The following is a 22,954-nucleotide window of genomic DNA, read 5'->3' as shown; positions in this document are numbered from 1 at the left end:
CCTGGATCCATCGTGCGATATCGATGCAAATAAAATTTGCAAAATTGCCTAAAAATCGATATTTCGTATGCCTTGAAACTGGCCTGGCATGGCACTAGATTGGAGTCACCGGATGCTCACGATGAGGTCCGGCAACTTATCGCTTAAATCACAAGGATACTTACCATGCGTACTTTCGACCTGACTCCCCTGTACCGTTCCGCCATCGGTTTCGATCGCCTGGCCACATTGCTCGAGCAGCGCGGCGAGCCAAGCTACCCTCCGTACAACATCGAACTGGTGAGCGAAGACCAATACCGCATCGTGATGGCGCTGGCCGGCTTCACCCGCGACGAAGTGGAAATCATCACCGAGCGTGACACCCTGCACGTCACCGGCCGCAAGCAGAAAGACGAGACCCAGCATACCTTCCTGCACCGCGGCATCGCCGCCCGCGATTTCGAGCAGCGCTTCCAGCTGGCGAACCACGTGAAGGTCACCAGCGCCTCGTTCGATAACGGCATGCTCACCATCGAACTGGTGCGCGAAGTGCCTGAGGCCTTCAAGCCGCGCAAGATCAACATTGGCGATGCCAGCGGCGCGGTCTCCAACGTGCAGACGCTGGAACAGCGCGACGCCGCTTAAGGCAGGGCAGTAGTGTGAAAGAGGGCGTCCCGAGGGGCGCCCTTTTTGACGATTGGGGTTCGTAGGGTGGGCGGCTTCGCCGCCCACGCGTTCAACGAACGTGGATAAACCACGGAGCGTGTTCATCACCGTGATTTGAACGCGCGGGCGGGAGACCCGCCCACCCTACGTTAAGACTTACCTAAGGCCAGCTTAAGCATGGTCTAAGCCAGCTTTGGGAAGATACAACCATCGATGGACACCATCATCGGTCAACCATTTTTCATCAGGAGCACATACATGCGTAACGAAGGTGCCGTCACAGCCATCACTGCCAAACGCCTCACGCTGGCCCTGTGTGCCGCCGGCGTCGTCGGCGGAGCGGTCGGTGCGCTTGCCGTCAACCACAACAACGTTGCAGCCGAAACTGCGCCAGCCGCTGTCGCTGCACCGTTGCAGGCCGTCGCGCCGGCACCCGCCCCTGCTGCGGGCACGCCTGCCGCCACGGTCACCCTTCCTGATTTCACCCGCATCGCCGCCAACCATGGCAAGGCGGTGGTGAACATCCAGGTCAGGGGCGGCACCAAGACCGCGAACCGCGGCAACGCGCCGCAGGTCGAGCCGGGCCATCCGCTCTACGATTTTTTCCGACAGTTCCAGGATCCGCGCTTCGGCGGCGGCCGCGGAGCTCCCACTTTCGGCGCCGGATCGGGCTTCATCGTAAGCCCGGACGGCGTCATCCTGACCAACGCCCACGTGGTGCAAGGCGCCGACGAAGTCACCGTCAAGCTGCAGGACCGCCGCGAATTCCGCGCCAAGGTCCTGGGCACCGACCCGCGCACCGACGTGGCCGTATTGAAGATCGATGCGAAGAACCTGCCGGTGGCCCCGGTCGGCAAATCGCGCTCCCTGCTTGCCGGCGAATGGGTGCTGGCCATCGGCTCGCCTTATGGCCTGGAAAGCACCGTCACCGCCGGCGTGGTGAGCGCCACCGGCCGTTCGCTGCAGGATGGCGTGGTGCCCTTCATCCAGACCGACGTCGCGGTCAACCCTGGCAACTCGGGCGGCCCGCTGTTCAACACCCGCGGCGAAGTAGTGGGCATCAACTCGCAGATCTATAGCCAGACCGGCGGCTACCAGGGCCTGTCGTTCGCGATCCCGATCGACGTCGCGGTCAAGATCAAGGACCAGATCGTCGCTACCGGCAAGGTGCAACATGCCAAGCTCGGTGTCAGCGTGCAGGAAGTCGGCCAGGCCTTTGCCGATTCCTTCCGCCTCGAGTCGCCGGAAGGCGCGCTCATCTCCAGCGTCGAGCGCGGCGGCCCGGCCGAACGCGCCGGCCTGAAGTCGGGCGACGTGATCCGCCGCGTCAACGGCACGATGATCGTCTCCTCGGGCGACCTGCCGAGTATCATTGCGCTGGCCCGTCCGGGCGAACGCGTGGCGCTGGATGTCTGGCGCGACGGCAAACTGGTACGGGTCGATGCGACCCTGGGCGATGCGGCCGAGAAGACCAGGCGCCCGCAAGAAGAACTGGCGGCAGCGCCCGACAACAGCGCGCGCCTGGGCCTGGCCCTGCGTCCGCTGGAGCCGATCGAGCGCCGCCAGAGCGGTATCGCGTCCGGCCTCGTGATCGAGGAAACCTCGGGTGCGGCGGCGATTGCCGGCGTCGAGCCGGGCGATGTACTTATTTCAGTTAACGGCCGGGCGGTCAATTCGCTCGACCAGGTCCGCGACGTGGTGGCGAAGGCCTCCAAGTCAGTGGCCTTGCTGATCCAGCGCGGGAGTGACAGAATCTTCATTCCTGTGCGGATTGGTTAAGGAAGCGTAGCGTCCTTTGCCCGCAGGTGTTTCAAGAACGGGGAATTCATGCGGCTACTGTTGGTAGAAGACGATACGATGATCGGCGAAGTAGTGCTCGACCTGTTAAGGGCCGAGCACTACGCCGTCGACTGGGTCAAGGACGGCGAAATGGCCGACACGGCCCTCCTGCAGAACCAGAACTATGACCTGGTGCTGCTCGATTTAGGACTGCCGCGCAAGGACGGCCTCGAGGTGCTGCGTACCATGCGCGCCCGCAAGGACCGCACGCCGGTACTGGTCGCCACCGCGCGCGACTCGGTGGCCCAGCGCATTGCCGGGCTGGACGCCGGTGCGGACGACTACGTCCTCAAACCCTACGATTTAGATGAGATGCTGGCGCGCATCCGCGCACTGCTGCGCCGCGCTGCCGGACGCGCCGAACCCATCTTCGAATACAAGAACCTCACGGTCAATCCCGCCACCCGCGAAGTGCTGGTCGACGGCGTCCCGGTTTCGCTGTCGGCGCGCGAATGGGCTGTGCTCGAATCGCTGGTGGCCCGGCCCGGCGCCGTGCTGTCGCGTGCCCAGCTCGAAGAAAAGCTGTACAGCTGGCGCGACGAGGTCTCGAGCAACGCGGTCGAAGTGTATATCCACGGCCTGCGCAAGAAGCTGGGCAGCGACGTGATCCAGAACGTGCGCGGCGTCGGCTACATGGTGCCGAAGGCATGAAGTTCAAATCCAAGGTTACCCACTCGTTGCGTGGGCGCCTGTTGTGGTACCTGCTGGCGGCGATCACCATCGCCGCGCTGGCGCAGGCTTCCATCGCCTACCGCACCGCGCTGCACGACGCCGACCAGATCTTCGACTACCACATGCAGCAGATGGCGCTGTCGCTGCGTTCCGGCACGCCGCTGTCGAACACCGAGGCCAAGGCGCGGGTCCAGGCCGAAGGCGGCAGCAATGACATGGTGGTGCAGATGTGGTCCCCCGACGGGGTGCAGATGTTCCACAGCGTCTCGCGCGCCCAGCTGCCGCAGCGCGCGGTACTGGGCTTCTCCAACGTCAAGGCCAACAACACCGTCTACCGCGTGTTCTCGATCCAGACCGAGAACCAGACCGTGCAGGTGGCGCAAGACCTGGCCGTGCGCCGCAACATGGCCGGTAACCTGGCCTTGCGCACGCTGGGGCCGATCGCGGTGATGATGCCGATCCTGATGCTGGTCGTCTGGTGGGTGGTGAGCGGCTCGCTCGAACCGGTGGCGCGCGTGCGCAAGCAGGTGGCTTCGCGCCAGGCCGACGATTTGTCGCCGGTCTCCGACAACGGCCTGCCGGACGAAGTGCGCCCGCTGGTGCAGGAACTGAATTTGCTGTTCGGGCGCGTGCAGACCGCCTTCGACGCCCAGCAGAATTTCGTGGCCGACGCCGCGCACGAACTGCGCACGCCGCTGGCCGCCTTGCGGCTGCAGGCGCAAAGCCTGGACCGCGCCGAGTCGCCAGAAGCGCGCAAAGTCGCGGTGTCGCGCCTGACCGCCGGCATCGACCGCGCCACCCGCCTGGTCGAGCAGCTCCTGGTGCTGGCGCGCCAGGAAGCCAGCGCCGCCACCGGCGCGGTGTGCCGCCAGGTCGACCTGGCCGACCTCGCGCGCCGCACCGTGGCCGACCTGGCCGGCGTGGCTGCGGCCAAGGGCGTCGACGTCGGCGTGCAGCAAGCCGACCCGGCCAGCGTGGAAGGGCAGCCGGACGCGCTGCAGATCCTGCTGCGCAACCTGGTGGACAATGCGATCAAGTACACGCCGGGTGGCGGCACGGCCGATATCTCGGTGCGCAACGAGCCGAATAAAATCGTGGTCACGGTCGAGGACAGCGGCCCCGGCATCCCGCTTGACGAACGCGAGCGCGTGTTCGACCGCTTCTACCGCGTCGCCGGCAGCGAGGCCGCCGGCAGCGGGCTGGGGCTGGCGATCATCAAGGCCATCGCCGAGCGGCATGGGGCCAGCCTGGTGCTGGGGCAGTCGGAACGCCTGGGCGGCCTGTCGGCCACTGTGGCCTTCAAGGCTTGAGTACTCACCCTTCGGCTAGTCCCTGATCTCGGCTTCGACCAGCTTCGCCAGCAGCTCGAGCGATTCCTGCCAGCCGAGATAGCAGGCTTCCGCCGGGATCATCGCGGGGATCCCTTCCTGTTTGATCTTCACTTCTACACCGCAAAATACCTCGCGCAGCGTGACTGTGGTCTGCATCTGGCCCGGCAGGTTCGGATCCTCGAACGCAGAGGTATAGCGCAGGCGCTTGCCCGGCTCGAGCTCCAGGTATTCGCCGCCGAAGGCATGGCTGTGCTGCGTCGTGAAATTGGTGAACGACATCCGGTAACGGCCGCCGACCCGGCTGTCCATTTCGTGCACGGTGCCGATGAAGCCATTCGGGGGCAGCCATTTTGCAAAGGCGTCGCGCGTGGTGAAGGCGCGGTACACGCGGTCGGCCGTGGATTTGAGGACGCGGTGCAGTTCTACGGTATTGGTGGACATGATCGGTTCCCTTGACTGGAAGTAGAGGACGACCCTCTGGTGCTATGACGAAGCAGCAGTCCCGGTTTCGACATGCCGCTGCAGTTTTTCGCGCCGGCCTGTTGCCGCATGGGCGAACTCAGGAAAAATGCTCTGCATCGCGGGGAGGGACGACCCAGGCATGCATGCGCTCCTCGTAGACCGACACCGTCGGGGCGGGAAAGGCGGGGTCCGCAAAGGCGCCGACCGGAATGCCCACGAATCCGTCGAAGGCTTCTGGTTCATACCAGACCGTCGCGCCGCATTGCGGGCAGAAGTGAAAGCGGGCGCGCGTGCCTTCGTCCCCGGTGCGCACGTACTCGGTCGAGGTGCCGGCGAAGCGCACGTTCTCGCGCGGGAACCTGGCTTGCTGCGCGAAGGGGCTGCCCGTACGGCGCTGGCAAGCCAGGCAATGGCAGATCGAGTTGCGGACCGGTTCGCCGCTAACCTGGGCCGTCAGCTGGCCGCAACTACAAGACGCGATGCGAGTAATCACTTTCCCTCCTGAAGAACCCGGCGCTTAATTGATGACCTGTTTGTAATCCGGAATCAGCTCGTACTCGACAAACCTGCTCGCTGGAATGGTAGACCTGGTTTGACCGCATGCATGCGCAAACGACTGCAATCCTACCTGACTAAATCTGGCAGCCCAGCTTTTTATAACGCTTGCGCAGGATGAACAGGTCCTGCTGCACCGATTCCATCATCGGCGAACGCGGTCCCCGTTCGGCAGTTTCCGATTCCTGGATGGCCGTCTGCAGGAGGCCGCATTCGCGCTTGGCCTCGGCGCCAAGCCGCTGCCGCCGCACTGGCTCATCCGGCTTTTTACCGCCGGGGCAGGGCGTTGCCGATACCACCGTCCGGCCTCCGTCGTCGCAGCGGTAGGGCGGGTGGTCGGCGGACAGCTGGCCGGCGTGGGCCGGCACAAGGGCAAGGAATGGCAGCACGCTTGCCGCAAAACGGGCAATACGTCGCAAGGATGGGGTAAGGATGGTGGTCTCCGCGGGCTTGGAGGGGTCCTGGCCGGGCCGGCCCTCTCTGTATGCAAGTTGGGCAGAATACAAGAGTTTCCCGGCTGAATTCTATCCAATTGTCACGCGATTTTCCAAGCGTACATGGGCTCGCCGGCAGGGCTGGCGCGCTGACGTTAAAATGTTCTTTTGGGCCGGCCAATGTTGCCGGTCCTGGCGGATAAATTGACGAGGAATCGATGAAGAAGCAAGCAGTCCTGTTGGCCGTGCTGTCGGCCCTTGCCGTGAGCCTTCCGGCTTCGGCCCAGGAAGTGGTCAGGATCGGCCACGCGGCCGCGGTGACCGGCCCAGTGGCCTATTTCGGCAAAGACACCGAGAACGGCGCCCGCATGGCGATCGAGGCGCTCAACGCCAGGGGCACGAGCATCGGCGGGAAAAAAGTGCGTTTCGAACTGCGTGCCGAAGACGACGCGGGCGACCCGAAGCAGGCCACCAGCGTGGCGCAGAAACTGGTGGATGCGAAGATCCACGGCATGGTTGGCCACGAGACCTCGGGCACCACGATTCCCGCCTCGAAGATCTACCACGCGGCCGGCATCCCGCAGGTGTCGCCGTCGAGCACCAGCCCGAAGTACACGCAGCAGGGCTTCAACACGGCTTTCCGCGTGGTGGCCAATGACGTGCAGCTGGGCCAGGCGCTGGGCCGCTACGCCGTTGGCAGCATGAAGGCCAAGCGTGTCGCGGTGGTCGACGACCGCACCGCCTACGGCCAGGGCCTGGTCACTGAATTCTCGCGTAGCTTGCAGAAGCAGGGCGGCACGGTGGTGGCGCGCGAGTTCACGAACGACCACGCGCTTGAGTTCAGCGCCATCATCACGCGCATCCGCGCGACCAAACCGGACCTGGTGTTCTTTGGCGGCATGAGCGCGACCGCCGGCCCGATGCTGCGCCAGATGAAGCAGCTCGGCATGAACGTGCGCATGATGGGGGGCGACGGCATCTGCTCGGACGAAACCCACAAGCTCTCAGGCGGCACCATGGCGGATGGCCAGGTCGTGTGCGCGGAAGCGGGCGGCGTGCAGGGCGAGGCCAGGGCCGGCATGGACAAGTTCCGCGCCGATTATAAAAAGCGCTTCGGCATCGACGTGCAGATCAACGCGCCCTATGCCTTTGACTCGGTAATGACGATGGCCGAGGCCATGGTGAAAGCCGGTTCCTCGGCGCCGGCCAGCTACCTGCCGGTGCTAGCCAGGATCCAGTACAAGGGCGTGACCGGGCCGATCGCGTTCGATGCACGCGGCGACATCCGCGACGGCACCATCACGCTGTACACCTTCAAGGGCGGCAAGCGTTCGCTGCTGGCCGTCACCAAATAAGGACACCTCGCCATGGCGGATGACAAGCAACTGAACCCCGATGCATTTGCCGCGCTGCGCGAACGCTTCGGGCAGCAGTCGCGCAAGGCGCAGGCCTATTACACGGTGATGCACGAAGTACGCGGCGTGCTGGGAAGCGATGATGCGGCCAGTGCCTGGATGGACCAGCCGCAAGCTGCGCTGGGCGGGCAGTCCGCGGCGCAGGCGGTGGCCGCGGGCCGCGAGGAAGAAGTGCTGGCGCATGTGCGGACGCTGAAAAGCCGGTAATCGCTGCACCGTAGGGTGGGCGGCTCGTCCGCCCACGCGTTCAAATCACGGTGCTGCAGCCCGCTCGGCTGTTCATTTTCCAACTATCACCGCGTGGGCGGAATCCGCCCACCCTACGGTCCGGTGGTTAACCGGAGTTTGAAGGTTCTGGATACAGAAGAACCTAAAACACGCCGATCAACAGCAGCACCAGCAGCGTCAGCACGACCGAGACCGCGATGGAACCGAGGCAACCGAGCTTGTTCGAGAAGAAGAGGAACATGTCAGTTGCCCGGTCCTTCGCCCGGCATCGTATCGGCCATCAGCCTGAGCTCCTCCGGCGTCAGGTCTTCCGGTTTCTTGTCTTTCAGGCCGTCGACCTCGTTCGGCCCGGCCTTGCTTTCGTGCGCCTGTTCTGCGTCGGCGTGCACGTCGTCGTCGTGGTCCTGCGTGTGCGGATCGATACTCATGGTTGCTCCTCGGTGCATGTCGTTGGGTGAGCCAAGTGTGGCACCGACTCGTTTTCGACGGCGTCCAGGTCGCCTTGCCAATGCAAGGGAAATGAAAGGCACCGGCATCGGGCGGATGTGAGAATTGATGACTTTAGCCCGTACATGCCGGTGCTATGCTCCGCCCTTGTCAACACACCGGGGCCGGAATCACGTCAGATGAGTCATGTAATGCAGGCCAGGCAGCAGCCGGATGCACCTCCCTTGCCGGCTGGCGCGGGCGGCTTGCCCGGCCACGCTTTCCTGTTTTCCGAACCGGAGCCCTTGCTGGCCATGATTGCCGCGCAGCTTGGGCCGCTGCTGGAGGAGCAGGGTTTCGAACCCGCCATGCCGTCACCGCATCCGCAGGACGACGCCTGCAGGCAGTACCGCCACGCGTTCCCGAACGGCGCGCATGAATTGCGGCTGTCGGTCGCCGCGCAAGGGGACCACCTGGTGTGGAAGCTCGATGTCGCCAGCTGGTTCGACAAGATAGGCAGGGTCGCGGCCTATTTCGAATACGGGTCGACTGCGCCGGACCATGCTGCCGGCGACGAAGCCTTCGTGCTGGAGCAACAGGCCTGGCTGATGGATCCGCCGCCGGGCGTGGAACTCGGCCGCGGCAAGACCTATGTCGTGAGGACGGCGGGCGACGCAGGGCGCACGGTAGCCGACATGGCGCTGCAGATGAAGCGGCGCCTGTTGCCAATCCTGGCGCTGTTCAAGACGGCCAGGGGATTGAATGTCGTGCTCAATCCGAGGCCGGTATCGAGCTCCTTCTATTTCACGGGTTACCCCGGCTGCACCCGCAACGTGCTGGCCGCCTACTATGCGCGCGACCCGCAGCTCGAAGCCCTGTGCACCGAACTGCTGGAACGCACCAGCGTCAAGGCACTGTGGAGCGAGCGGGCGCTGGCGGAGGTGGACAAGCTGCGCCGCTGTATCGCCTATGTGCGCAGCAATCCGCTGGAGCGGTAAAGGGCCGGTGCCGCCCAGCGCGGCAGCGCTTACTGGGCTGCGCGCTCGAGCGCGCGTTCGACGCTCACCGCCAGCTCGGCCAGCTGGAAGGGCTTGCGCAGCAGGATGTCATTGCCGAGCACCTCGTCGATCGCATGCATGTCCGCATAGCCGGTGGCGATGATCATCGGGATTCCCGGGAAGACTTCGCGCGCGCGCAACATGAGTTCGGCTCCGGTAATACCCGGCATCAGGTAGTCGGTGATGATCAGGTCCGGGCGGGCGCGATGCAGCTCGCGCAGGCCAGCTTCTCCATCGGGGGCCTGGGTCACCACGTGGCCGAAGGCCTCGAGGGACGACACCATCGATTCGCGCACAAAATTGTCGTCCTCGACGATCAGGATGCGCGCTCCCTGCCTGACTTCAGGCAGCGCGGGCGGCAGCGCCAGCTCGGGCTCGTGCAGGCCGCGCGCGGCCGGCAGCCAGATCTCGACCGTGGTGCCGGCGCCAGGCTGGCTGAGGATGCGCGCCGCGCCGCCGGACTGGCGCGCCATGCCGTACACCTGCGAGAGGCCCAGGCCGGTGCCCTTGCCGACCGCCTTGGTCGTGAAGAAGGGCTCGAACACCTTGGCGATGACGTCCGGCGTCATGCCCTGGCCGCTGTCGGTGACCGCGATACGGACATAGTCGCCCGGCGGCAGCAGCCCGTCCGGCGGCGCCGCGTCGCCCGCGTGGAAAGACAATTCGCCATGGCCGTCCATCGCATCGCGCGCATTGATGGCCAGGTTCAGCAAGGCCATCTCCATCTGGTTGGCATCGGCCAGCACGCTGGCGCAGGGCTGGGTGACCTCGAAATGCAGCCGGATCGCGGAACCGACCGAGGTGGCCACCAGCTCGCGCACGCCGTCGAACAGGGCCTCGACTTCGGACTGGCGCAGGTCGAGGTTCTGGTTGCGGGCAAAGGCCAGCAGCTGGCTGGTGAGCTTGCCGCCGCGCTGGCAGGCGCGGCGCGCGATCTCGGCGCGCCCCTTCGCGACCTCGTCTTTCGACAGCAGCAGGATCAGGTCCATGCTGCCCTGGACCACGTTGAGCAGGTTGTTGAAGTCGTGGGCGATGCCGCCGGTAAGGCGGCCGATCGCTTCCATCTTCTGGAATTGCACCATCGCCTGCTGCACGCGTTCGCGCTCGATCACTTCATTCATCAGGCGGTCATTGGCTTGGGCCAGCGCGCGGGTGCGCTCCTCGATGCGCGACTCGAGCGTCTCGTTCAGCGAGAGCAGGGCGTGCTGGCTTTGCTGCAGGCTGGCCGCGGTGCGTTCGCGGTCGGCCAGCAGGTCGCGTGCCTGGTACTGGCGGCGCCGCGCGCGCAGTGCCGAATTGGCGGCGCTGCGCAGGGTCTGGGCGTTGAGCGGGCGTTCGAGCAGGATGATGTTGCCCAGCTCTTCCACCCTTCCGCGCGCGCTTTCCTGCGGCAGGCCGATGGCCTTGGCGAGCAGGATCACGAAGGGGAAGTCCGACCAGGGCTCCTGGCGTGCGAGCCAGGCATGCAGCGGCGCCAGGTCGATGCCGTGCAGCGCTTCCTCGGCCACGATCGCGCTGCCCGCCCCATGCTCGATACCGGCGGACAGTTCGGCGAAGCTGTGCACGACCTCGCAACGGCCGCTGTCGCGCGTCAGCACCGAGCACATGACCTCGGCGTCGCGTCCGCGCGGCGCCAGGATCAGGATCCGTTCTTCGTGCGGGCTAGCTTGCTGCATGCGGCAGCGCGGCCATCATCGGAGTCGTGCCACGGTAGCTCGGCAGGCCGGTCAGGACGCCTTCGAAGCCTTCCATCGGCGCACCGATGCCGATGCCATCGCGGTTGAGCTGCAGTTCATGGATGGTCTGCGCGTGTTCCGCCGCGCGGCACTTGATGACGGTAATGGCGCGGCGCAGGCGCCCGTTCGATTCGAAGAAGCGCAGCAGCACGGTGCTGTCGCTCAGGTAGCTCAGGTCGACGTCCGATTTTACTTCGCCGATCATGCCGTGCTGTCCAAGCACCAGCACCGTGGTGACGCCCTGCTGGTTCAGGTAGGACAGCAGTTCGTGCATCTGCAGGATCAGGAATTGCTCGCCCGGCATGGCCTGCAGGTAGGCGTTCAGGCTGTCGATGATGAGGAAACTGACGCCCCTCAGCTCGACCGCGTCGCGCAGCATCTGCGCGAATTCGCCCGGCGACAGTTCGGCCGGATCGATGTGGTGGATTAGCAGCTGGCCACTGTCCACATATGGCCTCATGTCCATGCCAAGCGCGGCGCTGCGAACGAAGAAGGTGCCGAGCCCTTCGTCGAACAGGTAGAGCGAGGCTTTCTCGCCGCGCTCCAGGGCCGACATCAGGCAGCGGGTCGACAGGGTGGTCTTGCCGATCCCGGAAGGCCCGACCATCAGGGTGTTGGTACCGCGCACCAGGCCGCCGCCGAGCAGTTCGTCGAAACCGGCAGATCCGGTAGAGCGAATGGAGGGCGTGAACTCACTGGTGTGCTCGGCCGCCACCAGGCGCGGGTACATCGTAATGCCGCCGGTGTCGAGCGTATAGTCGTGGTAACCGCCGCGGAAGCGCAGGCCGCGCATTTTGATGATGTTCACGCGCCGGCGTTCCTTGCCGAAGTCCTTGGCGATCTGCTCCAGGCTGATGACGCCGTGTGCGATGCTGTGCAGGTGCTGGTCGGCCTGGCTGGTTTTATCGTCGAGCAGGAGCACGGTGCAGGCGCGCGCGGAGAAGAACTGCTTGAGCGCCAGGATCTGGCGGCGGTAGCGCAGCGGATTCTGCGCCAGCAGGCGCATCTCGGACAGGCTGTCGAATACCACGCGCACCGGCTTGACTTCGTCGACCTGGTTCATGACCTTGCGGGTGGTCTCGCCCAGTTCGACTTCGGACGGATGAAACACCGACTGCTGCGCATCCAGGTCGAGCTCGGAGTCGTCGGCCAGCTCGAACAGCGACAGCGCCTCGATGGTCCAGCCATGGCTGGCGGCGACCGCCCTGAGCTCGTCGGACGTCTCGGACAGGGTGATGTAGAGGCCCGACTCTCCCTTGGCCACGCCGTCGAGCAGGAACTGGAGGCCAAGCGTGGTCTTGCCGGCGCCGGGCGAACCCTCGACCAGGTAGACACGCTGGGGCGTCAGGCCGCCTCCGAGGATGTCATCGAGCCCGGTGATGCCGGTGGAGATGCGGGGTGTGACAGTAGTGTTCATGGAAAGCCTATCGGTGCCTCGCCGAGGCGCGGGACTTTGGTCAAAATCGTTGCTTGAGACCCAACGAGGATTGTTCAGCGAATTATACGCATCCGCGTGCGCGCGCTCTGTTCCCAAGCGAACACTACTCATTCCATGCATGGGGCCGGGACAAAAAAAAGGGTCCCATCGGGACCCTCCATGCTGCTGCCCGGCCAGGACTGGTATCAGAACCGGTGCGACAGGCGCGCGAACAGGGCCGCGCCATTCAGACCGAACTGCACACTCTCGTACTTGAAGCCGTTGTCGGTCTCGTTCGCATCCTGCACCGTCGGCTTGACGTTGAAAATGTTGGTGCCGCCGACCGTGAACTTGGTCTTGTTGGTGAAGGCCCAGGTGAAGGACAGGTCGGCCGAGGTCTTGGCCTCGTAATACTGGTTCGCCACCGGCGGGCCCGAGAAGGTGCCCAGGGTCTGCGGGCCGAAGTGGACGACGCGCAGCGAGGTTTCCAGCTTGCCGAGTGCGTACTCGAATCCCAGCGTGGCCTTGCGGCGCGGTGCGCCTTCTTCGATGAACAGGCGTTCGCGCTCGGACAGCAGCACGTCCTCGAAGCCGATCAGGGCGCTCGGTGCATGCACGCCGGTGACTTCGGTCTTGCTGAAGTTCAGGGCCAGGAAGGTGTTCAGCTTGCCGGGGCCGAGGTCCATGCGGTTCGACACCGTCACGTCCAGGCCCTGGGTCTTGGTGTCCACCGAGTTGACGAAGAACTGCGCCTGGCCCACGCCCAGCTGCTGCAGGGTGGCGCCGAGGGCAGGGTAGTTGTCGGCGTCGAAGCGCCCCGACAGCACGATGCGGTCGTCGATGTTGATGCGGTACAGGTCGGCCGTGACCGAGGTGGCCTGGGTTGGCGACCAGGTCAGGCCCAGCGTATAGCTCTTCGACTGTTCGTCCTTGAGCTGCGGGATGCCGGCGGCATTGGCCACCGGGCCGCCGTTCGGCGCCAGCACCACGTCCAGCGGCTGGCCGCTGACGAAGTCGGTGAAGGTCGACGAGAAGTAAGCCTGCTGCAGCGACGGCGCACGGAAGCCGGTGCTGACCGAACCGCGCAGCAGTACCTGCGGGTTGATCCGGTAGGCGCCGGCCAGCTTGCCGGTGGTGGTCGAGCCGAAGTCCGAATAGCGCTCGTGGCGCAGCGCGGCCTGCAGCTTGAAGCGGTCGGTGACGTCGGTTTCGATGTCGACGTAGCCGGCGCTGCTGTGGCGGTCGGCATCGGTCTCGTCGCCCGGCTGGAAGCCCGGGAAGCCCTGGCTGCCGGCATTCCCGCCTTCGCCGACGCCGTCGGCGTCGATCCAGGAGCCGGTTTCGCCCGCGAAGATCTTGTAGTTCTCGCGGCGGTGCTCGAGGCCGAAGGCGACGTTCATGCCGTTCATCACGCCGCCGTAGAAGCGGCTGACGTCGACATTGGTGGTCGCCTGGCGGAACGAGAAGCCGCCCGCATCGAAGGCGGAGGCGCTCACGCCACGGCCGCCACCCGTCAGGTCGAGGTTCGCGATCGACGCGTTGAGCGTGTTCGCGATGTTGTACATGAGGCGGTTGTAGCCATAGGTCTGCGACAGGTCGGCATTCCATTCGCCCACGCGCCAGCGGTAGCCGACCGTGCCCCAGCGGTCATCGACGTCGCCGTTGATGAAGGGGACGAAGCCGTCCGGGTACATGGCTGCCGAATTGCGCGACGGGATGTCGTCCGAACCCAGGCCGCCGCGGGCGAATGCCGCCGACGAGGCGTCGCGCGTCTGCACGCCCGCGGCCAGGTACAGCTTGCCCGGACCGGCAGGGAATTCGCCGTTCACGTACAGGGTCTTATTTTGCGCCTTGGTGTCGCCGATGATGCGCGGGTTGCCTTCTTCGGCACGGTTGGAGCGGCCGCGGTCGTAATATTCGCCGGTGATGCCCAGCACGCCGCCGGCCACGGCCACGCCGCAATAGGCCGAGGCCAGCCAGTTTTCGCCGTCGCCTTCGCTGTACTGGCCATAGCCCAGCACCGATTCGCAGCCAAGGGATTTCTTCAATTCGATGTTGATCACGCCGGCGATCGCGTCCGAGCCGTATTGCGCGGCGGCGCCGTCGCGCAGCACCTGCACGTTACGGATGGCCATCAGCGGGAGCGCGTTCATGTCGGTGCCGGTGTTGCCGCGGTTGCGCGCACCGAACAGGTTGACCAGCGCGGTCGTGTGGCGGCGCTTGCCGTTCACCAGCACCAGGGTCTGGTCCGAGCCCAGGCCGCGCAGCGCGGCGGAATCGACCAGGTCGGCGCCGTCGGCGCCGGTCTGGCGCGTCGAGTTGAACGAAGGGGAGACGTTGTTCAGCACCTGGGCCAGGTCGAACTGGCCGCCTTGCTCGGTGGCCTTGGTCATCGGGATGAAGTCGACCGGCACCGCGGTGTCGGTGGAGGAAGCGTTACCGACGCGGCGCGAGCCGACGATGCTCACGCTCTGCACGGCTTCGGCTTGCGCGGCGACCGGCGCCGTCGGCGTGGTCGATGCGGTGTCCTGGGCGTGGGCGGCTGGGATCAGGGCGGCGAATGCGGCGCCGCCGTACAGGGCGAGCAGGACCGACTGGGGAAGGCGTTTGAGTGTAAGCACAGATTTCTCCGGGGGAAAATTGAATACTAAACAATCCCTGCCGGAGTACCAAGGCGATGTGGTATTAACACAACGTTGTAAAGGTCTAACTAAGTCCTATCGCCGTTTCCGGCCGCTGCCGCTTTATCCCAATAGGGTGGACTGCCGAATGACTCCTTGAGCCAGGCCGCCAGTTCCCGCAGTTTGGCGGACGGGTTGCGGCCGTCCGGATGGGCGATATAGATGTGTTCCTGGTCGGCCTCGATGCCGATATCGACGATGCGCAGCGTGCCCGCCTGCAGGGCCTCGCTGACGATGAAGGAGGGCAGCAGCGCGATGCCCAGTCCGGCAACTGCCGCATCGCGCATCATGTCGCCGTTGTTCAGTACCACGCCCTGTCGGCCCTGGACCACAAGAGTCTGGCCCTGGTGCAGGAAGCGCCAGTCGTCGCTGCCGCGGTTGCTGTAGAAGATGCCGCGATGGCCTTCCAGTTCGGTCGGGGAGGCCGGCGTGCCGTGCCGGGCCAGATAGTCCGGCGCCGCGACCATCACCCGGCGGCTGGTGGCCAGCGGCCAGGCGACAAGGTAGCTGTCGGACATCGGGCCGTGGCGGACGATTGCGTCGAAACCGTCCGAGGTCGGGTCGACCCGGCGGTCGTTCAGGTCCAGCGTCAGTCGGATGTCAGGATGCAGGGCAAGGAAGGCATACAGGGCAGGGCCGAGGTGCATGCGCCCGAAGGTGACCGGGGCCGAGATGCGCAGCGGCCCGCTGAGGGAGCCGCGGCGCTCGGTCAACTCGGCGGCAGCGTCCTGCACCTCGCGCACGATGCGCACGGCGCGCTCGAGGAATGCGGCGCCATCCTCGGTCACGCTGACCTTGCGCGTGGAGCGCTGCAGCAGGCGGGTGCCGAGCGAACGTTCCAACTCCACCAGGCGGTCGCTGACGACCGAGCGCGACACGCGCATGCGGCGCGCGGCTTCGGTCAGCGAGCCGCATTCGGCGACGCTAACAAAGGTGGCGATGCCCTCGAGTTTCATGATTGTTCGCTTTTTCCGGAAAGCTGGTGCGGCATGTGGTGGCTACCCGCTGCAAGCATCCTAAACCATACTCGATCCATTCCCAAGGGCAGTGCGAGGGCCAGCCGGCCACCCATGCCAGGGAAAGGAGGTCACCATGTTCAAGTTTATTGCAAGCGCCGCGATCGCCCTGGCACTGGCCATGCCGGCCTCTGCGGAAGTCCAGCCTTTTCCTTCGTCCTTCCGGGCGCAGCAGGTCCAGTCCGAGGGCGCCACCCTGCACGTGATGGTGGGAGGCAAAGGGCCTGCGGTGGTGTTGCTGCACGGCTTCGGCGACACCGGCGCCATGTGGTCGCCGCTGGCCGCCGAGCTGGCCGCCAGGCATACGGTCGTGGTTCCCGACCTGCGCGGGATGGGCCTGTCGTCCCATCCCGAGGGGGGCTACGACAAATGGACGCAGGCCGGCGACGTACGCGCCGTCCTGTCGCGCCTGGGCATCGACCGCGCAGCGGTGGTCGGCCATGACATCGGCACTATGGTGGCGTTCGCGTATGCGGCCCGCTATCCAGAAAAAACCGAGCGCCTGGTCGTCATGGATGCGCCGGTGCCAGGTATCGGTCCATGGGACGAGATCGTGCGCAATCCCTTGCTGTGGCATTTCTCCTTTGGCGGCCCGGATGCCGAACGCCTGGTTGCCGGCCGTGAGCGCATCTACCTCGACCGTTTCTGGAACGAGTTCGCCGGCAATCCCGCGAAAGTCGACGAGGCTACCCGCGTCTACTACGCCAGGCTCTACGCCCGTCCCGGCGCCATGCGCTCTGCCTTTGCACAGTTCCGCAGCTTTCCCCAGGACGCCGAAGACAACCGCAAAGCCCTCGCCGGCAAAAAGCTCCGCATGCCGGTCCTGGCGATCGGTGGCGCCAAGTCATTTGGCGCGAACGAAGCGATGGTCATGCGCCACGCCGCTACCGATGTGACCGAGGTGGTCATCCCCGACGCCGGCCACTGGCTGATGGAGGAGGCGCCCGCCGCCACCATCGCCGCAATCCGCGCCTTTATCGATTGATCCATACACCCATTCATTTAATAGGAAATAGCCATGAAACGTTTACACAATAAAGTCGCCATCATCACCGGCGCCAGCGCAGGCATCGGCCGCGCGTCCGCCCTGCTGTTTGCCGCCGAAGGCGCGCTGCTGGTGGTCGGGGCCCGCCGTGCCGACGAACTGGCCGGGCTGGTGGCGGAGATCGTCGAAGCCGGCGGACAGGCGGTCAGCCTGGCAGGCGACGTCCGCTCGGAAGACTATGCGAAATCCCTGGTCGAACTGGCCGTAGCGACCTATGGCCGGCTCGATATCGCGTTCAATAATGCCGGCGTGATGGGCGAGGCCGGTCCCTCCACCGGTATCTCGGAGGCCGGCTGGAACGATGCCATTGCCATCAACCTGACTGGATCCTTCCTGGGGGCCAAGCACCAGATCGCCGAGATGCTCAAGCACGGCGGTGGCTCGGTCATCTTCACCTCGACCTTCGTGGGCTATACCGCGGCCTTTCCCGGCCTTGCCGCCTATGCGGCCAGCAAGTCGGGCCTGATTGGACTGACCCAGGCCCTGGCCACGGAGTTCGGACCGAACAATATCCGCGTCAATGCGATCCTGCCCGGTGCCGTGGACACCGCCATGTACCGCGAGATGAACGACACGCCCGACAAGACGTCCTTCGTCACCCAGTTGCATGCGCTCAAGCGCGTGGCGACCCCGGAAGAACTGGCGCGCTCGGTGCTCTACCTTGCATCGGACGACGCGAGTTTCGTCACCGGCACGGCCAGCCTGGTCGATGGCGGCCTGTCGATCAATCGCGCCTGAAGGCCGGGCGCAGCGCCAAAAAACCGCGGCCTTGGTACTGGACCAAGGCCGCGGCTTTGCCCCAAGCATCAGGCGGAGGAGGGAATTACTTCTTCGGCGCGTCGGCCTTTGCAGCGTCTTCCTTCGGCCATGCCACGCCGAGCCATGCCGCGTTCATCGTCTTCTGCGCGGCATTCGCCTTGTCCAGCGCTTTGATCTTGGCCTTGCCTTTCGGCTGCAGCACGGGCGAGACCTGCATTTCCACCAGCGCGTCGCGGCGGAACAGGTGCAGCTTGAACGGGCCGGCTTTGGACAGCGACATCTTGTCGCCGATGTCCTTGGCGGACACGCGCAGGCCGTTCACCGCCAGCAGGGTGTCCCCGGCGACCACGCCGGCTTTCCACGCCGGGCCGTCGCGCTCGACGACGGTGACCACCGCCGGGTCGCTGCCTTCGCGCAGGGTCCAGCCGGACCACCATTCGGTTTTCTGTTCCTGGTCCTTCGGCACGTCGATGAACTTGTGCATCCCGACCTGGGCCAGCAGCGAATCGAGCGGGATCTCGGCAGTGCCGTCCACGTACTGGTTCCACCAGCCGGTCCAGTCCTGGCCGCTCACGGCGCGCAGCGCGGCCTGTACGTTGCCGATGTCGTAGCCGCCCTGGGCGGTCGAGTGCTTCTCGAACAGGATGCGGTGCACGTCTTCCAGGCCTTTGGCGCCGCGGGTTTGCTTGCGCAGTTCGATGTCCATCATCAGCGCCAGCAGCTGGCCCTTCGAATAGATGTTCACCGAGGCGTTGCGCGCGCGCTCGCCGCCGACCGCGATCCACTCGTCGAAGCTGGCATCGGCGGCGCTTTGCTGGAAGCGGCCGGGCTGGTGCTGGTAGTCGTCGACCAGCTTCGCGTATTCCTCCATGAACTCGTCGCGCTTTTCCAGGCCGGCGCGCAGCACGATCAGCTCTTCGAAATACGAGGTATGGCCTTCGGCGATCCACAGCAGGCGGTTGTAGTTCTCGTTCTGGTAATCGTAGGGCACCATCTCTTTCGGACGGTAAGCCTTGACGTTCCAGGTGTGATAGAACTCGTGGGCGGCGACGCGCACGAAGTCGAGGTATTGCTTGCGCGGCGCGAAGGTCCAGCGCGGTTTCTGGATCACGGTGGAATTGGCATGTTCGGTGGCGCCGCCGACGCCGTCGGTGGCGTGGACGATGAACAGGTAGCGCTGGAACGGGTACTTGCCGCCGTAGAGCTTCGCGGTCTCGGCGACGATCTTCTTCAGGTCGACCATCATCTGCTTGCCGTCGTGGTTACCCTGGCCCCAGAGCGCCAGCTCGATGGTGCGTCCGTCGACCTTCTCGGTATAGAACTCGTGGATGCCGGTCTCGATCGGTGCGTCGACCAGCACGTCGTAGTTCGGCGCGACGAAGCAGTGGCCGCAGCTGCCCGCGTCCATGCCCGAGCGCGACTGCCAGCCCTGCGGCACGTCCAGCTTGACCTTGACCGGCTCCTTGCGGAACGGCGCGGCATAGACGAAGACGCCGCTGGCATCGAGGTAGGCGTGGGTGTCGTCGATGTGGCGGGTGCGTTCGCCCAGGGTATTGGCATACAACTCGTACTGCACGGTCACCGCGTCGCCCGGTTTGGTGCGGACCTGCCAGGTGCCCTTGTCGGTCTTGGCCACTGCCAGCGGCGCGCCCTTGGCGTCGAAGGCCTTGAACATGCGCACGCCGTTGGCCAGGTTCAGGATGTTGTAGCGGCCGGTGCGCCAGTTCGGCATCTGCACGTCCAGCGTGGTGCCGTTGGTGGCCGGGAAGGTAGCGCGCACTTCCGCCAGGTGCTGGGCCGCGTCGGTGATGCGCAGCTGGTAGTCGACGTCGGCGCGCGCGGTGGCAGCAGCGCCGAACAGGATCAGGGGGAGGGCGTAGGCAAGGAGTTGTGGTTTCATTTGCACAGTATGGATAGGCTGGAATAGCGTGCCGGAGTGTATACCAGCTTTGCCGGCTGGAATCCAGCCGCGCTTGGCGCGCTTTTCCGGCTTTTCGGCCCCCCTGCTTGACAATTTGTCCAGTATATTGGAATATTTGTCCATTGTATTGGAGGTAGCGATGGATATTAGTGCCCGTATTGCAGCGCGCGTGAAGGCGCTGCGCAAGGAGCAGCAGTTCTCGCTGGACGACCTGGCTGCACGCAGCGGCGTCAGCCGTTCGACGATTTCCCTGATCGAGCGGGGTGAAGGCAATGCGACCGCAGTCGTGCTGGAAAAGCTCGCCACGGGCCTGGGCCTGCCGTTGGCCGCATTATTCGACGATACCGGACCACGCGCGTCGCCGCTGTCGCGCCGCGCCGAGCAGGTGGTCTGGCGCGATCCTGCAACCGGGTATGTCCGGCGTAACGTCTCGCCATCTCCCTCGGTCACGCCACTGCGCATCGTCGAGGTCGAGTTGCCGCCGGGCGCCCACGTGGCGTATGACACCTCCCAGCATTCCCGCGCCATCCGCCAGCAGGTTTGGGTCCTGGACGGCGCGATCGAGCTCGTGGTCGGGGAGCAATCCTGGGCCCTGGCACAGGGCGACTGCCTGGCGTTCGACCTCGACCGGCCCGTCGCCTACACCAATGCACACGCCACGGCTGCCCGCTATGCCGTCGTGATCCTGTCCACCCCAGCCTGAAGGAGTCGCCGTGTCCCTGACGATACGCCGCATCGATGAACCCGACGAGGCCCTGCTGGCCGCCCTGGCTGCCGTGCTGGCAGACTGCGTGGACGGTGGCGCGTCGGTCGGCTTCATGAATCCGCTCACGCCGGAGCGGGTGCAGGACTTCTGGCATGGCGTTGCGCGTGGCGTGGCGGCGCGGGAACGCCTGCTGTTTGTCGCCGAAACCGGCGGAGCGGTGGTCGGCACGGTGCAGCTCGTGCTGGCCCAGCCCGACAACCAGCCGCACCGCGCCGAGATCAGCAAGCTGCTGGTGCACCGCGCGGCACGCAGGAGCGGCGCCGGGGAGGCGCTGATGCGTGCCGCCGAAGAGGCCGGCCGCGATGCCGGCAAGACCCTGCTGGTGCTCGACACCGCCAGCCCGGATGCCGAGCGGCTGTACCTGCGCCTGGGATGGCAGCTGTGCGGGCGCATTCCCGACTACGCCTTATGGCCGGACGGCGGCCTGGTCGACACCCTGGTGTTCTACAAGCAGCTCGTGTAAGGCACGAAAAAAAGCCGCACCCTGTTGCGGGGTGCGGCCTGTGTTTTAGTGCAGGACTTAATTGCTCAGCAAAACCTGGGCAATCAGGCCGGTGGCGATGGCGGCCAGCACATAGTCATTGCCGGCGTGGACCCAGTGATGCCCCCGCGGCGGCGCGCTCAGGCGGCGGGCGCGCCAGTCGTTGACGACGTAGCGGTTGCCGCGGTACTCGTTGCCCAGGCGTTGGCCGCGGCGCAGGTCGTGACGGGGGCCGCCGCCGCGGCGGTCGTCGCGATAGTAGTTACGGGCGTCGCGACGATCGTAGTTGCGGGCATCGCTCCCGCGATAGTCACGGCCATTGCTGCGTGGGGCATCATGACGGTCGCGATCATAGCGGTCGCGCTCATTGTGTCCACGATCGTAGCGGTCGTTATCCTGGCGCTGCGCGTAACCGTCGCGGTTGTCGTTGCCATGGTCACCGCGTTGGGCGAATGCGCTGCCGCTGGCGGCCACGCTCAAGGCAAGAAGTGCCGATGCGATCAATTTGGTTTTCATGCTTGGTTCTCCCTGGTGGCACGGTGGAATGTCGATGACCCATTACACCGCACATCGGCGCACACAGGTGGTCCAGTCCGGTAAGGAATGCTACAAAACGTTTCAGCGAAAAATCTGGCATTTGCCGAATTTTGTATGCTAATTTGTTGATGGTAGTAATAACAATTTGGAGCGCCGGCTGCTAGGATGGCTGGTATCCGAAGCATCTCTGGAGCGGCGATGTCCCTCAATCCCCAGCACACCTACGTTCATCTTGCGCCCGACGGCAAGGCACAGGAAATCCCTGGCGACCGTTTCTGGCAGCTGCCCGAGGCCGTGATGGCGCAGCTCGGCCAGGACTGGGTCATTAGCGAATTCGCCTTCACCGAAGACTGGCCGAACTGGGAAATGCATCCGCACGGCGACGAGTTCGTGTACCTGCTGGCAGGCGCCGTCGACCTGCAACTGGAGTGCGGCGGCGTAGTGGAGACGATTGCGCTCGATGGCAGCGGTGCGGCAGTGGTGCCGCGTGGGGTGTGGCATACCGCGAAAGTGCGGGCGCCGAGCCGCATGCTGCATGTGACGCGCGGTGCGGGCACTGAGCACCGGCCGGCCTAGGGAAAACCGTAGGGTGGGCGGCTTCGCCGCCCGCGCGTTCAACCAGCGGTTGCACGGACGTGGTGCGGCTTTTCTACGCTAACTATCACCGCGTGGGCGGAATCCGCCCACCCTACGAGTCAGCGGCGGCTCTCGAGTGGCCGGCATCAGGCCTGGACCCACGTTCTACGCGACGACGATGGCCGCAGCTTCTGCCCGGCCGCCGACCAGGATCGCGCCGTCCTCCATCCTTGTCCTGATCAGGCATGGCTGGCTGGCGGCGTGGCCCTGCCGCAGCGTGAGGCCGTGGCCGAGCAGTGCGGTGAGCGCGCCGGCCGCCACGCCGGTGGCGCTGTCTTCCAGCTTCGGATCGAGGTGGTTGAAGTTGCGTCCCTCGTAGCTGCCGTCTGGCAGGCGGCACCAGGCATAGATGCCATTCACACCAAGTTCCTTGCCCCAGGCGGTGATGGCGTCCAGGCCAGGGCGCAGGCCATGCAGTACGGCTGCATCGGGCAGCTCGACCAGCAGCTTGGGGCTGCCGACCGAGGCCACGTGCGGCGGCGACACAGGCACGAAGCAGGGCGCCGCCAACAGGCGCTCCAGCAGGCCGGACGCCAGCGGCGGCTGCGGGACTTCCTGCGGCTGCAGGCGCACGAAATAATCCGCACCGTCACGCCTGAGTTCCAGCCGCTGGCCGCGCATCGCGGTCGTCACTGCCAGCACCGGGGCCTCCGGGTGGCGCGCGAACAGGGCATGCGCTACGGCCAGGGTCGCGTGCAGGCAGAGCGGGCTGCGCATGTGCGGGTAGTAGAAATCGACGACCTCGCCATCGAGGAAGACGCAGGTGGTATTGCGTGCCTGCGCAAAGGCGCGGCGCGCCGCTTCATCCAAGCTGTCGCCCTCGATCACGAGGGCCGGGTTGCCGCCCCCTGGCGCTTCACCAAAACATTTCAACGCACGAACTTGCATGGGTTT

At 65.4% G+C, this 22,954-nt stretch carries 23 protein-coding genes; 12 read left to right on the top strand and 11 right to left on the bottom strand.

Annotated features, from left to right (window positions below; genetic code table 11):
• Positions 1-165 precede the first annotated feature (165 nt).
• The 4 genes from HGB41_RS05770 to HGB41_RS05755 all read left to right on the top strand — a co-directional run bounded on the left by HGB41_RS05770 (position 166) and on the right by HGB41_RS05755 (position 4,466).
• Positions 166-624 carry an Hsp20 family protein gene (locus HGB41_RS05770; protein WP_171082156.1) on the top strand — a complete coding sequence of 153 codons (459 nt, stop codon included), beginning with the start codon at positions 166-168 and terminating at the stop codon, positions 622-624.
• A 279-nt stretch (positions 625-903) separates the two neighbouring features.
• Positions 904-2,424 (top strand): Do family serine endopeptidase, encoded by a 1,521-nt coding sequence (locus tag HGB41_RS05765; RefSeq protein WP_171082153.1) that lies wholly within the window; start codon positions 904-906, stop codon positions 2,422-2,424.
• Between the two features lie 48 nt (positions 2,425-2,472).
• Positions 2,473-3,135: a response regulator gene (locus HGB41_RS05760; protein WP_171082151.1), complete on the top strand. Its 663-nt coding sequence runs from the start codon at positions 2,473-2,475 to the stop codon at positions 3,133-3,135.
• On the top strand, positions 3,132-4,466 hold the full coding sequence (locus tag HGB41_RS05755) for an ATP-binding protein (protein WP_171082149.1): 1,335 nt from the start codon (positions 3,132-3,134) through the stop codon (positions 4,464-4,466). Before HGB41_RS05760 ends, HGB41_RS05755 begins: the two co-directional genes overlap by 4 nt.
• A 15-nt stretch (positions 4,467-4,481) precedes the next feature.
• Here HGB41_RS05755 and HGB41_RS05750 read toward each other — a convergent pair whose 3' ends face one another.
• From HGB41_RS05750 to HGB41_RS05740, 3 genes are all read right to left on the bottom strand, one after another.
• Positions 4,482-4,928 (bottom strand): SRPBCC family protein, encoded by a 447-nt coding sequence (locus tag HGB41_RS05750; RefSeq protein WP_171082147.1) that lies wholly within the window; start codon positions 4,926-4,928, stop codon positions 4,482-4,484.
• Between the two features lie 118 nt (positions 4,929-5,046).
• Positions 5,047-5,442 carry a GFA family protein gene (locus HGB41_RS05745; RefSeq protein WP_171082145.1) on the bottom strand — a complete coding sequence of 132 codons (396 nt, stop codon included), beginning with the start codon at positions 5,440-5,442 and terminating at the stop codon, positions 5,047-5,049.
• A 139-nt stretch (positions 5,443-5,581) separates the two neighbouring features.
• On the bottom strand, positions 5,582-5,893 hold the full coding sequence (locus HGB41_RS05740; RefSeq protein WP_171082143.1) for a DUF4124 domain-containing protein: 312 nt from the start codon (positions 5,891-5,893) through the stop codon (positions 5,582-5,584).
• A 263-nt stretch (positions 5,894-6,156) separates the two neighbouring features.
• On the opposite strand from HGB41_RS05740, the gene HGB41_RS05735 reads away from it, so the two are divergent.
• On the top strand, positions 6,157-7,293 hold the full coding sequence (locus HGB41_RS05735; RefSeq protein WP_171082141.1) for a branched-chain amino acid ABC transporter substrate-binding protein: 1,137 nt from the start codon (positions 6,157-6,159) through the stop codon (positions 7,291-7,293).
• A gap of 12 nt (positions 7,294-7,305) precedes the next feature.
• The gene (locus HGB41_RS05730; protein ID WP_171082139.1) at positions 7,306-7,560 is read left to right on the top strand and encodes an antitoxin Xre/MbcA/ParS toxin-binding domain-containing protein; all 255 of its coding nucleotides are present in this window, start codon (positions 7,306-7,308) and stop codon (positions 7,558-7,560) included.
• A 263-nt stretch (positions 7,561-7,823) separates the two neighbouring features.
• Here the strand turns inward: HGB41_RS05730 and HGB41_RS05725 are convergent, their stop codons facing one another.
• Complete coding sequence (locus tag HGB41_RS05725) at positions 7,824-8,009, bottom strand: hypothetical protein (RefSeq protein ID WP_171082137.1); 186 nt, start codon at positions 8,007-8,009, stop codon at positions 7,824-7,826.
• Positions 8,010-8,207: 198 nt separating this feature from the next.
• On the opposite strand from HGB41_RS05725, the gene HGB41_RS05720 reads away from it, so the two are divergent.
• Positions 8,208-9,005 (top strand): hypothetical protein, encoded by a 798-nt coding sequence (locus HGB41_RS05720; protein WP_171082135.1) that lies wholly within the window; start codon positions 8,208-8,210, stop codon positions 9,003-9,005.
• A 29-nt stretch (positions 9,006-9,034) separates the two neighbouring features.
• Here HGB41_RS05720 and HGB41_RS05715 read toward each other — a convergent pair whose 3' ends face one another.
• The 4 genes from HGB41_RS05715 to HGB41_RS05700 form a co-directional block, all read right to left on the bottom strand.
• On the bottom strand, positions 9,035-10,741 hold the full coding sequence (locus HGB41_RS05715; protein ID WP_171082133.1) for an ATP-binding protein: 1,707 nt from the start codon (positions 10,739-10,741) through the stop codon (positions 9,035-9,037).
• On the bottom strand, positions 10,728-12,218 hold the full coding sequence (locus HGB41_RS05710; protein ID WP_171082131.1) for an ATPase domain-containing protein: 1,491 nt from the start codon (positions 12,216-12,218) through the stop codon (positions 10,728-10,730). The genes HGB41_RS05715 and HGB41_RS05710 overlap by 14 nt, the downstream gene beginning before the upstream one ends.
• Before the next feature lie 206 nt (positions 12,219-12,424).
• Complete coding sequence (locus HGB41_RS05705; RefSeq protein ID WP_171082129.1) at positions 12,425-14,839, bottom strand: TonB-dependent receptor plug domain-containing protein; 2,415 nt, start codon at positions 14,837-14,839, stop codon at positions 12,425-12,427.
• Positions 14,840-14,928: 89 nt separating this feature from the next.
• Entirely contained in the window at positions 14,929-15,855 is a 927-nt protein-coding gene (locus HGB41_RS05700) for a LysR family transcriptional regulator (protein ID WP_212760858.1), read from the bottom strand.
• A gap of 136 nt (positions 15,856-15,991) precedes the next feature.
• Here HGB41_RS05700 and HGB41_RS05695 point away from each other — a divergent pair, with 136 nt between their 5' ends.
• On the top strand, positions 15,992-16,900 hold the full coding sequence (locus HGB41_RS05695; RefSeq protein WP_171082127.1) for an alpha/beta fold hydrolase: 909 nt from the start codon (positions 15,992-15,994) through the stop codon (positions 16,898-16,900).
• Between the two features lie 33 nt (positions 16,901-16,933).
• Positions 16,934-17,698 carry an SDR family oxidoreductase gene (locus HGB41_RS05690; RefSeq protein WP_171082125.1) on the top strand — a complete coding sequence of 255 codons (765 nt, stop codon included), beginning with the start codon at positions 16,934-16,936 and terminating at the stop codon, positions 17,696-17,698.
• A gap of 85 nt (positions 17,699-17,783) precedes the next feature.
• Here the strand turns inward: HGB41_RS05690 and HGB41_RS05685 are convergent, their stop codons facing one another.
• Positions 17,784-19,619 (bottom strand): M61 family metallopeptidase, encoded by a 1,836-nt coding sequence (locus HGB41_RS05685; protein ID WP_171082122.1) that lies wholly within the window; start codon positions 19,617-19,619, stop codon positions 17,784-17,786.
• Between the two features lie 160 nt (positions 19,620-19,779).
• Between HGB41_RS05685 and HGB41_RS05680 the strand changes: the two genes are divergently transcribed.
• Together HGB41_RS05680 and HGB41_RS05675 are read left to right on the top strand one after the other, a co-directional pair.
• The gene (locus HGB41_RS05680) at positions 19,780-20,343 is read left to right on the top strand and encodes a helix-turn-helix domain-containing protein (protein ID WP_171082120.1); all 564 of its coding nucleotides are present in this window, start codon (positions 19,780-19,782) and stop codon (positions 20,341-20,343) included.
• A 10-nt stretch (positions 20,344-20,353) separates the two neighbouring features.
• Positions 20,354-20,869, top strand: coding sequence for a GNAT family N-acetyltransferase (locus tag HGB41_RS05675; RefSeq protein ID WP_371868460.1), 516 nt, complete (start codon positions 20,354-20,356; stop codon positions 20,867-20,869).
• A gap of 57 nt (positions 20,870-20,926) precedes the next feature.
• Here HGB41_RS05675 and HGB41_RS05670 read toward each other — a convergent pair whose 3' ends face one another.
• Positions 20,927-21,403, bottom strand: a complete 477-nt coding sequence (locus HGB41_RS05670; RefSeq protein WP_171082118.1) for an RcnB family protein — start codon at positions 21,401-21,403, stop codon at positions 20,927-20,929.
• 219 nt (positions 21,404-21,622) lie between these two features.
• Between HGB41_RS05670 and HGB41_RS05665 the strand changes: the two genes are divergently transcribed.
• On the top strand, positions 21,623-22,000 hold the full coding sequence (locus HGB41_RS05665; protein ID WP_171082116.1) for a cupin domain-containing protein: 378 nt from the start codon (positions 21,623-21,625) through the stop codon (positions 21,998-22,000).
• A 165-nt stretch (positions 22,001-22,165) separates the two neighbouring features.
• Here the strand turns inward: HGB41_RS05665 and HGB41_RS05660 are convergent, their stop codons facing one another.
• The gene (locus HGB41_RS05660) at positions 22,166-22,948 is read right to left on the bottom strand and encodes a PhzF family phenazine biosynthesis protein (RefSeq protein WP_171082114.1); all 783 of its coding nucleotides are present in this window, start codon (positions 22,946-22,948) and stop codon (positions 22,166-22,168) included.
• Between the last annotated feature and the right edge of the window lie 6 nt (positions 22,949-22,954).

The sequence above is a fragment of the Telluria aromaticivorans genome, from assembly GCF_013003915.1.
In the GTDB taxonomy this organism is placed as follows: Bacteria; Pseudomonadota; Gammaproteobacteria; order Burkholderiales; family Burkholderiaceae_D; genus Telluria; species Telluria aromaticivorans.
The sequence above is the reverse complement of the archived record's forward strand: the minus strand, read 5'-3'. Positions and strand labels throughout refer to the sequence as shown.

Excerpts from the sequence above, each read along its gene's own strand:
- HGB41_RS05770 (WP_171082156.1), top strand. The coding sequence starts at position 166 with ATGCGTACTTTCGACCTGACTCCCCTGTACCGTTCCGCCATCGGTTTC.
- HGB41_RS05765 (WP_171082153.1), top strand. The coding sequence starts at position 904 with ATGCGTAACGAAGGTGCCGTCACAGCCATCACTGCCAAACGCCTCACG.
- HGB41_RS05760 (WP_171082151.1), top strand. The coding sequence starts at position 2,473 with ATGCGGCTACTGTTGGTAGAAGACGATACGATGATCGGCGAAGTAGTG.
- HGB41_RS05755 (WP_171082149.1), top strand. The coding sequence starts at position 3,132 with ATGAAGTTCAAATCCAAGGTTACCCACTCGTTGCGTGGGCGCCTGTTG.
- HGB41_RS05750 (WP_171082147.1), bottom strand. The coding sequence starts at position 4,928 with ATGTCCACCAATACCGTAGAACTGCACCGCGTCCTCAAATCCACGGCC.
- HGB41_RS05735 (WP_171082141.1), top strand. The coding sequence starts at position 6,157 with ATGAAGAAGCAAGCAGTCCTGTTGGCCGTGCTGTCGGCCCTTGCCGTG.
- HGB41_RS05730 (WP_171082139.1), top strand. The coding sequence starts at position 7,306 with ATGGCGGATGACAAGCAACTGAACCCCGATGCATTTGCCGCGCTGCGC.
- HGB41_RS05725 (WP_171082137.1), bottom strand. The coding sequence starts at position 8,009 with ATGAGTATCGATCCGCACACGCAGGACCACGACGACGACGTGCACGCC.
- HGB41_RS05720 (WP_171082135.1), top strand. The coding sequence starts at position 8,208 with ATGAGTCATGTAATGCAGGCCAGGCAGCAGCCGGATGCACCTCCCTTG.
- HGB41_RS05715 (WP_171082133.1), bottom strand. The coding sequence starts at position 10,741 with ATGCAGCAAGCTAGCCCGCACGAAGAACGGATCCTGATCCTGGCGCCG.
- HGB41_RS05710 (WP_171082131.1), bottom strand. The coding sequence starts at position 12,218 with ATGAACACTACTGTCACACCCCGCATCTCCACCGGCATCACCGGGCTC.
- HGB41_RS05700 (WP_212760858.1), bottom strand. The coding sequence starts at position 15,855 with ATGAAACTCGAGGGCATCGCCACCTTTGTTAGCGTCGCCGAATGCGGC.
- HGB41_RS05695 (WP_171082127.1), top strand. The coding sequence starts at position 15,992 with ATGTTCAAGTTTATTGCAAGCGCCGCGATCGCCCTGGCACTGGCCATG.
- HGB41_RS05690 (WP_171082125.1), top strand. The coding sequence starts at position 16,934 with ATGAAACGTTTACACAATAAAGTCGCCATCATCACCGGCGCCAGCGCA.
- HGB41_RS05685 (WP_171082122.1), bottom strand. The coding sequence starts at position 19,619 with ATGAAACCACAACTCCTTGCCTACGCCCTCCCCCTGATCCTGTTCGGC.
- HGB41_RS05680 (WP_171082120.1), top strand. The coding sequence starts at position 19,780 with ATGGATATTAGTGCCCGTATTGCAGCGCGCGTGAAGGCGCTGCGCAAG.
- HGB41_RS05670 (WP_171082118.1), bottom strand. The coding sequence starts at position 21,403 with ATGAAAACCAAATTGATCGCATCGGCACTTCTTGCCTTGAGCGTGGCC.
- HGB41_RS05665 (WP_171082116.1), top strand. The coding sequence starts at position 21,623 with ATGTCCCTCAATCCCCAGCACACCTACGTTCATCTTGCGCCCGACGGC.
- HGB41_RS05660 (WP_171082114.1), bottom strand. The coding sequence starts at position 22,948 with ATGCAAGTTCGTGCGTTGAAATGTTTTGGTGAAGCGCCAGGGGGCGGC.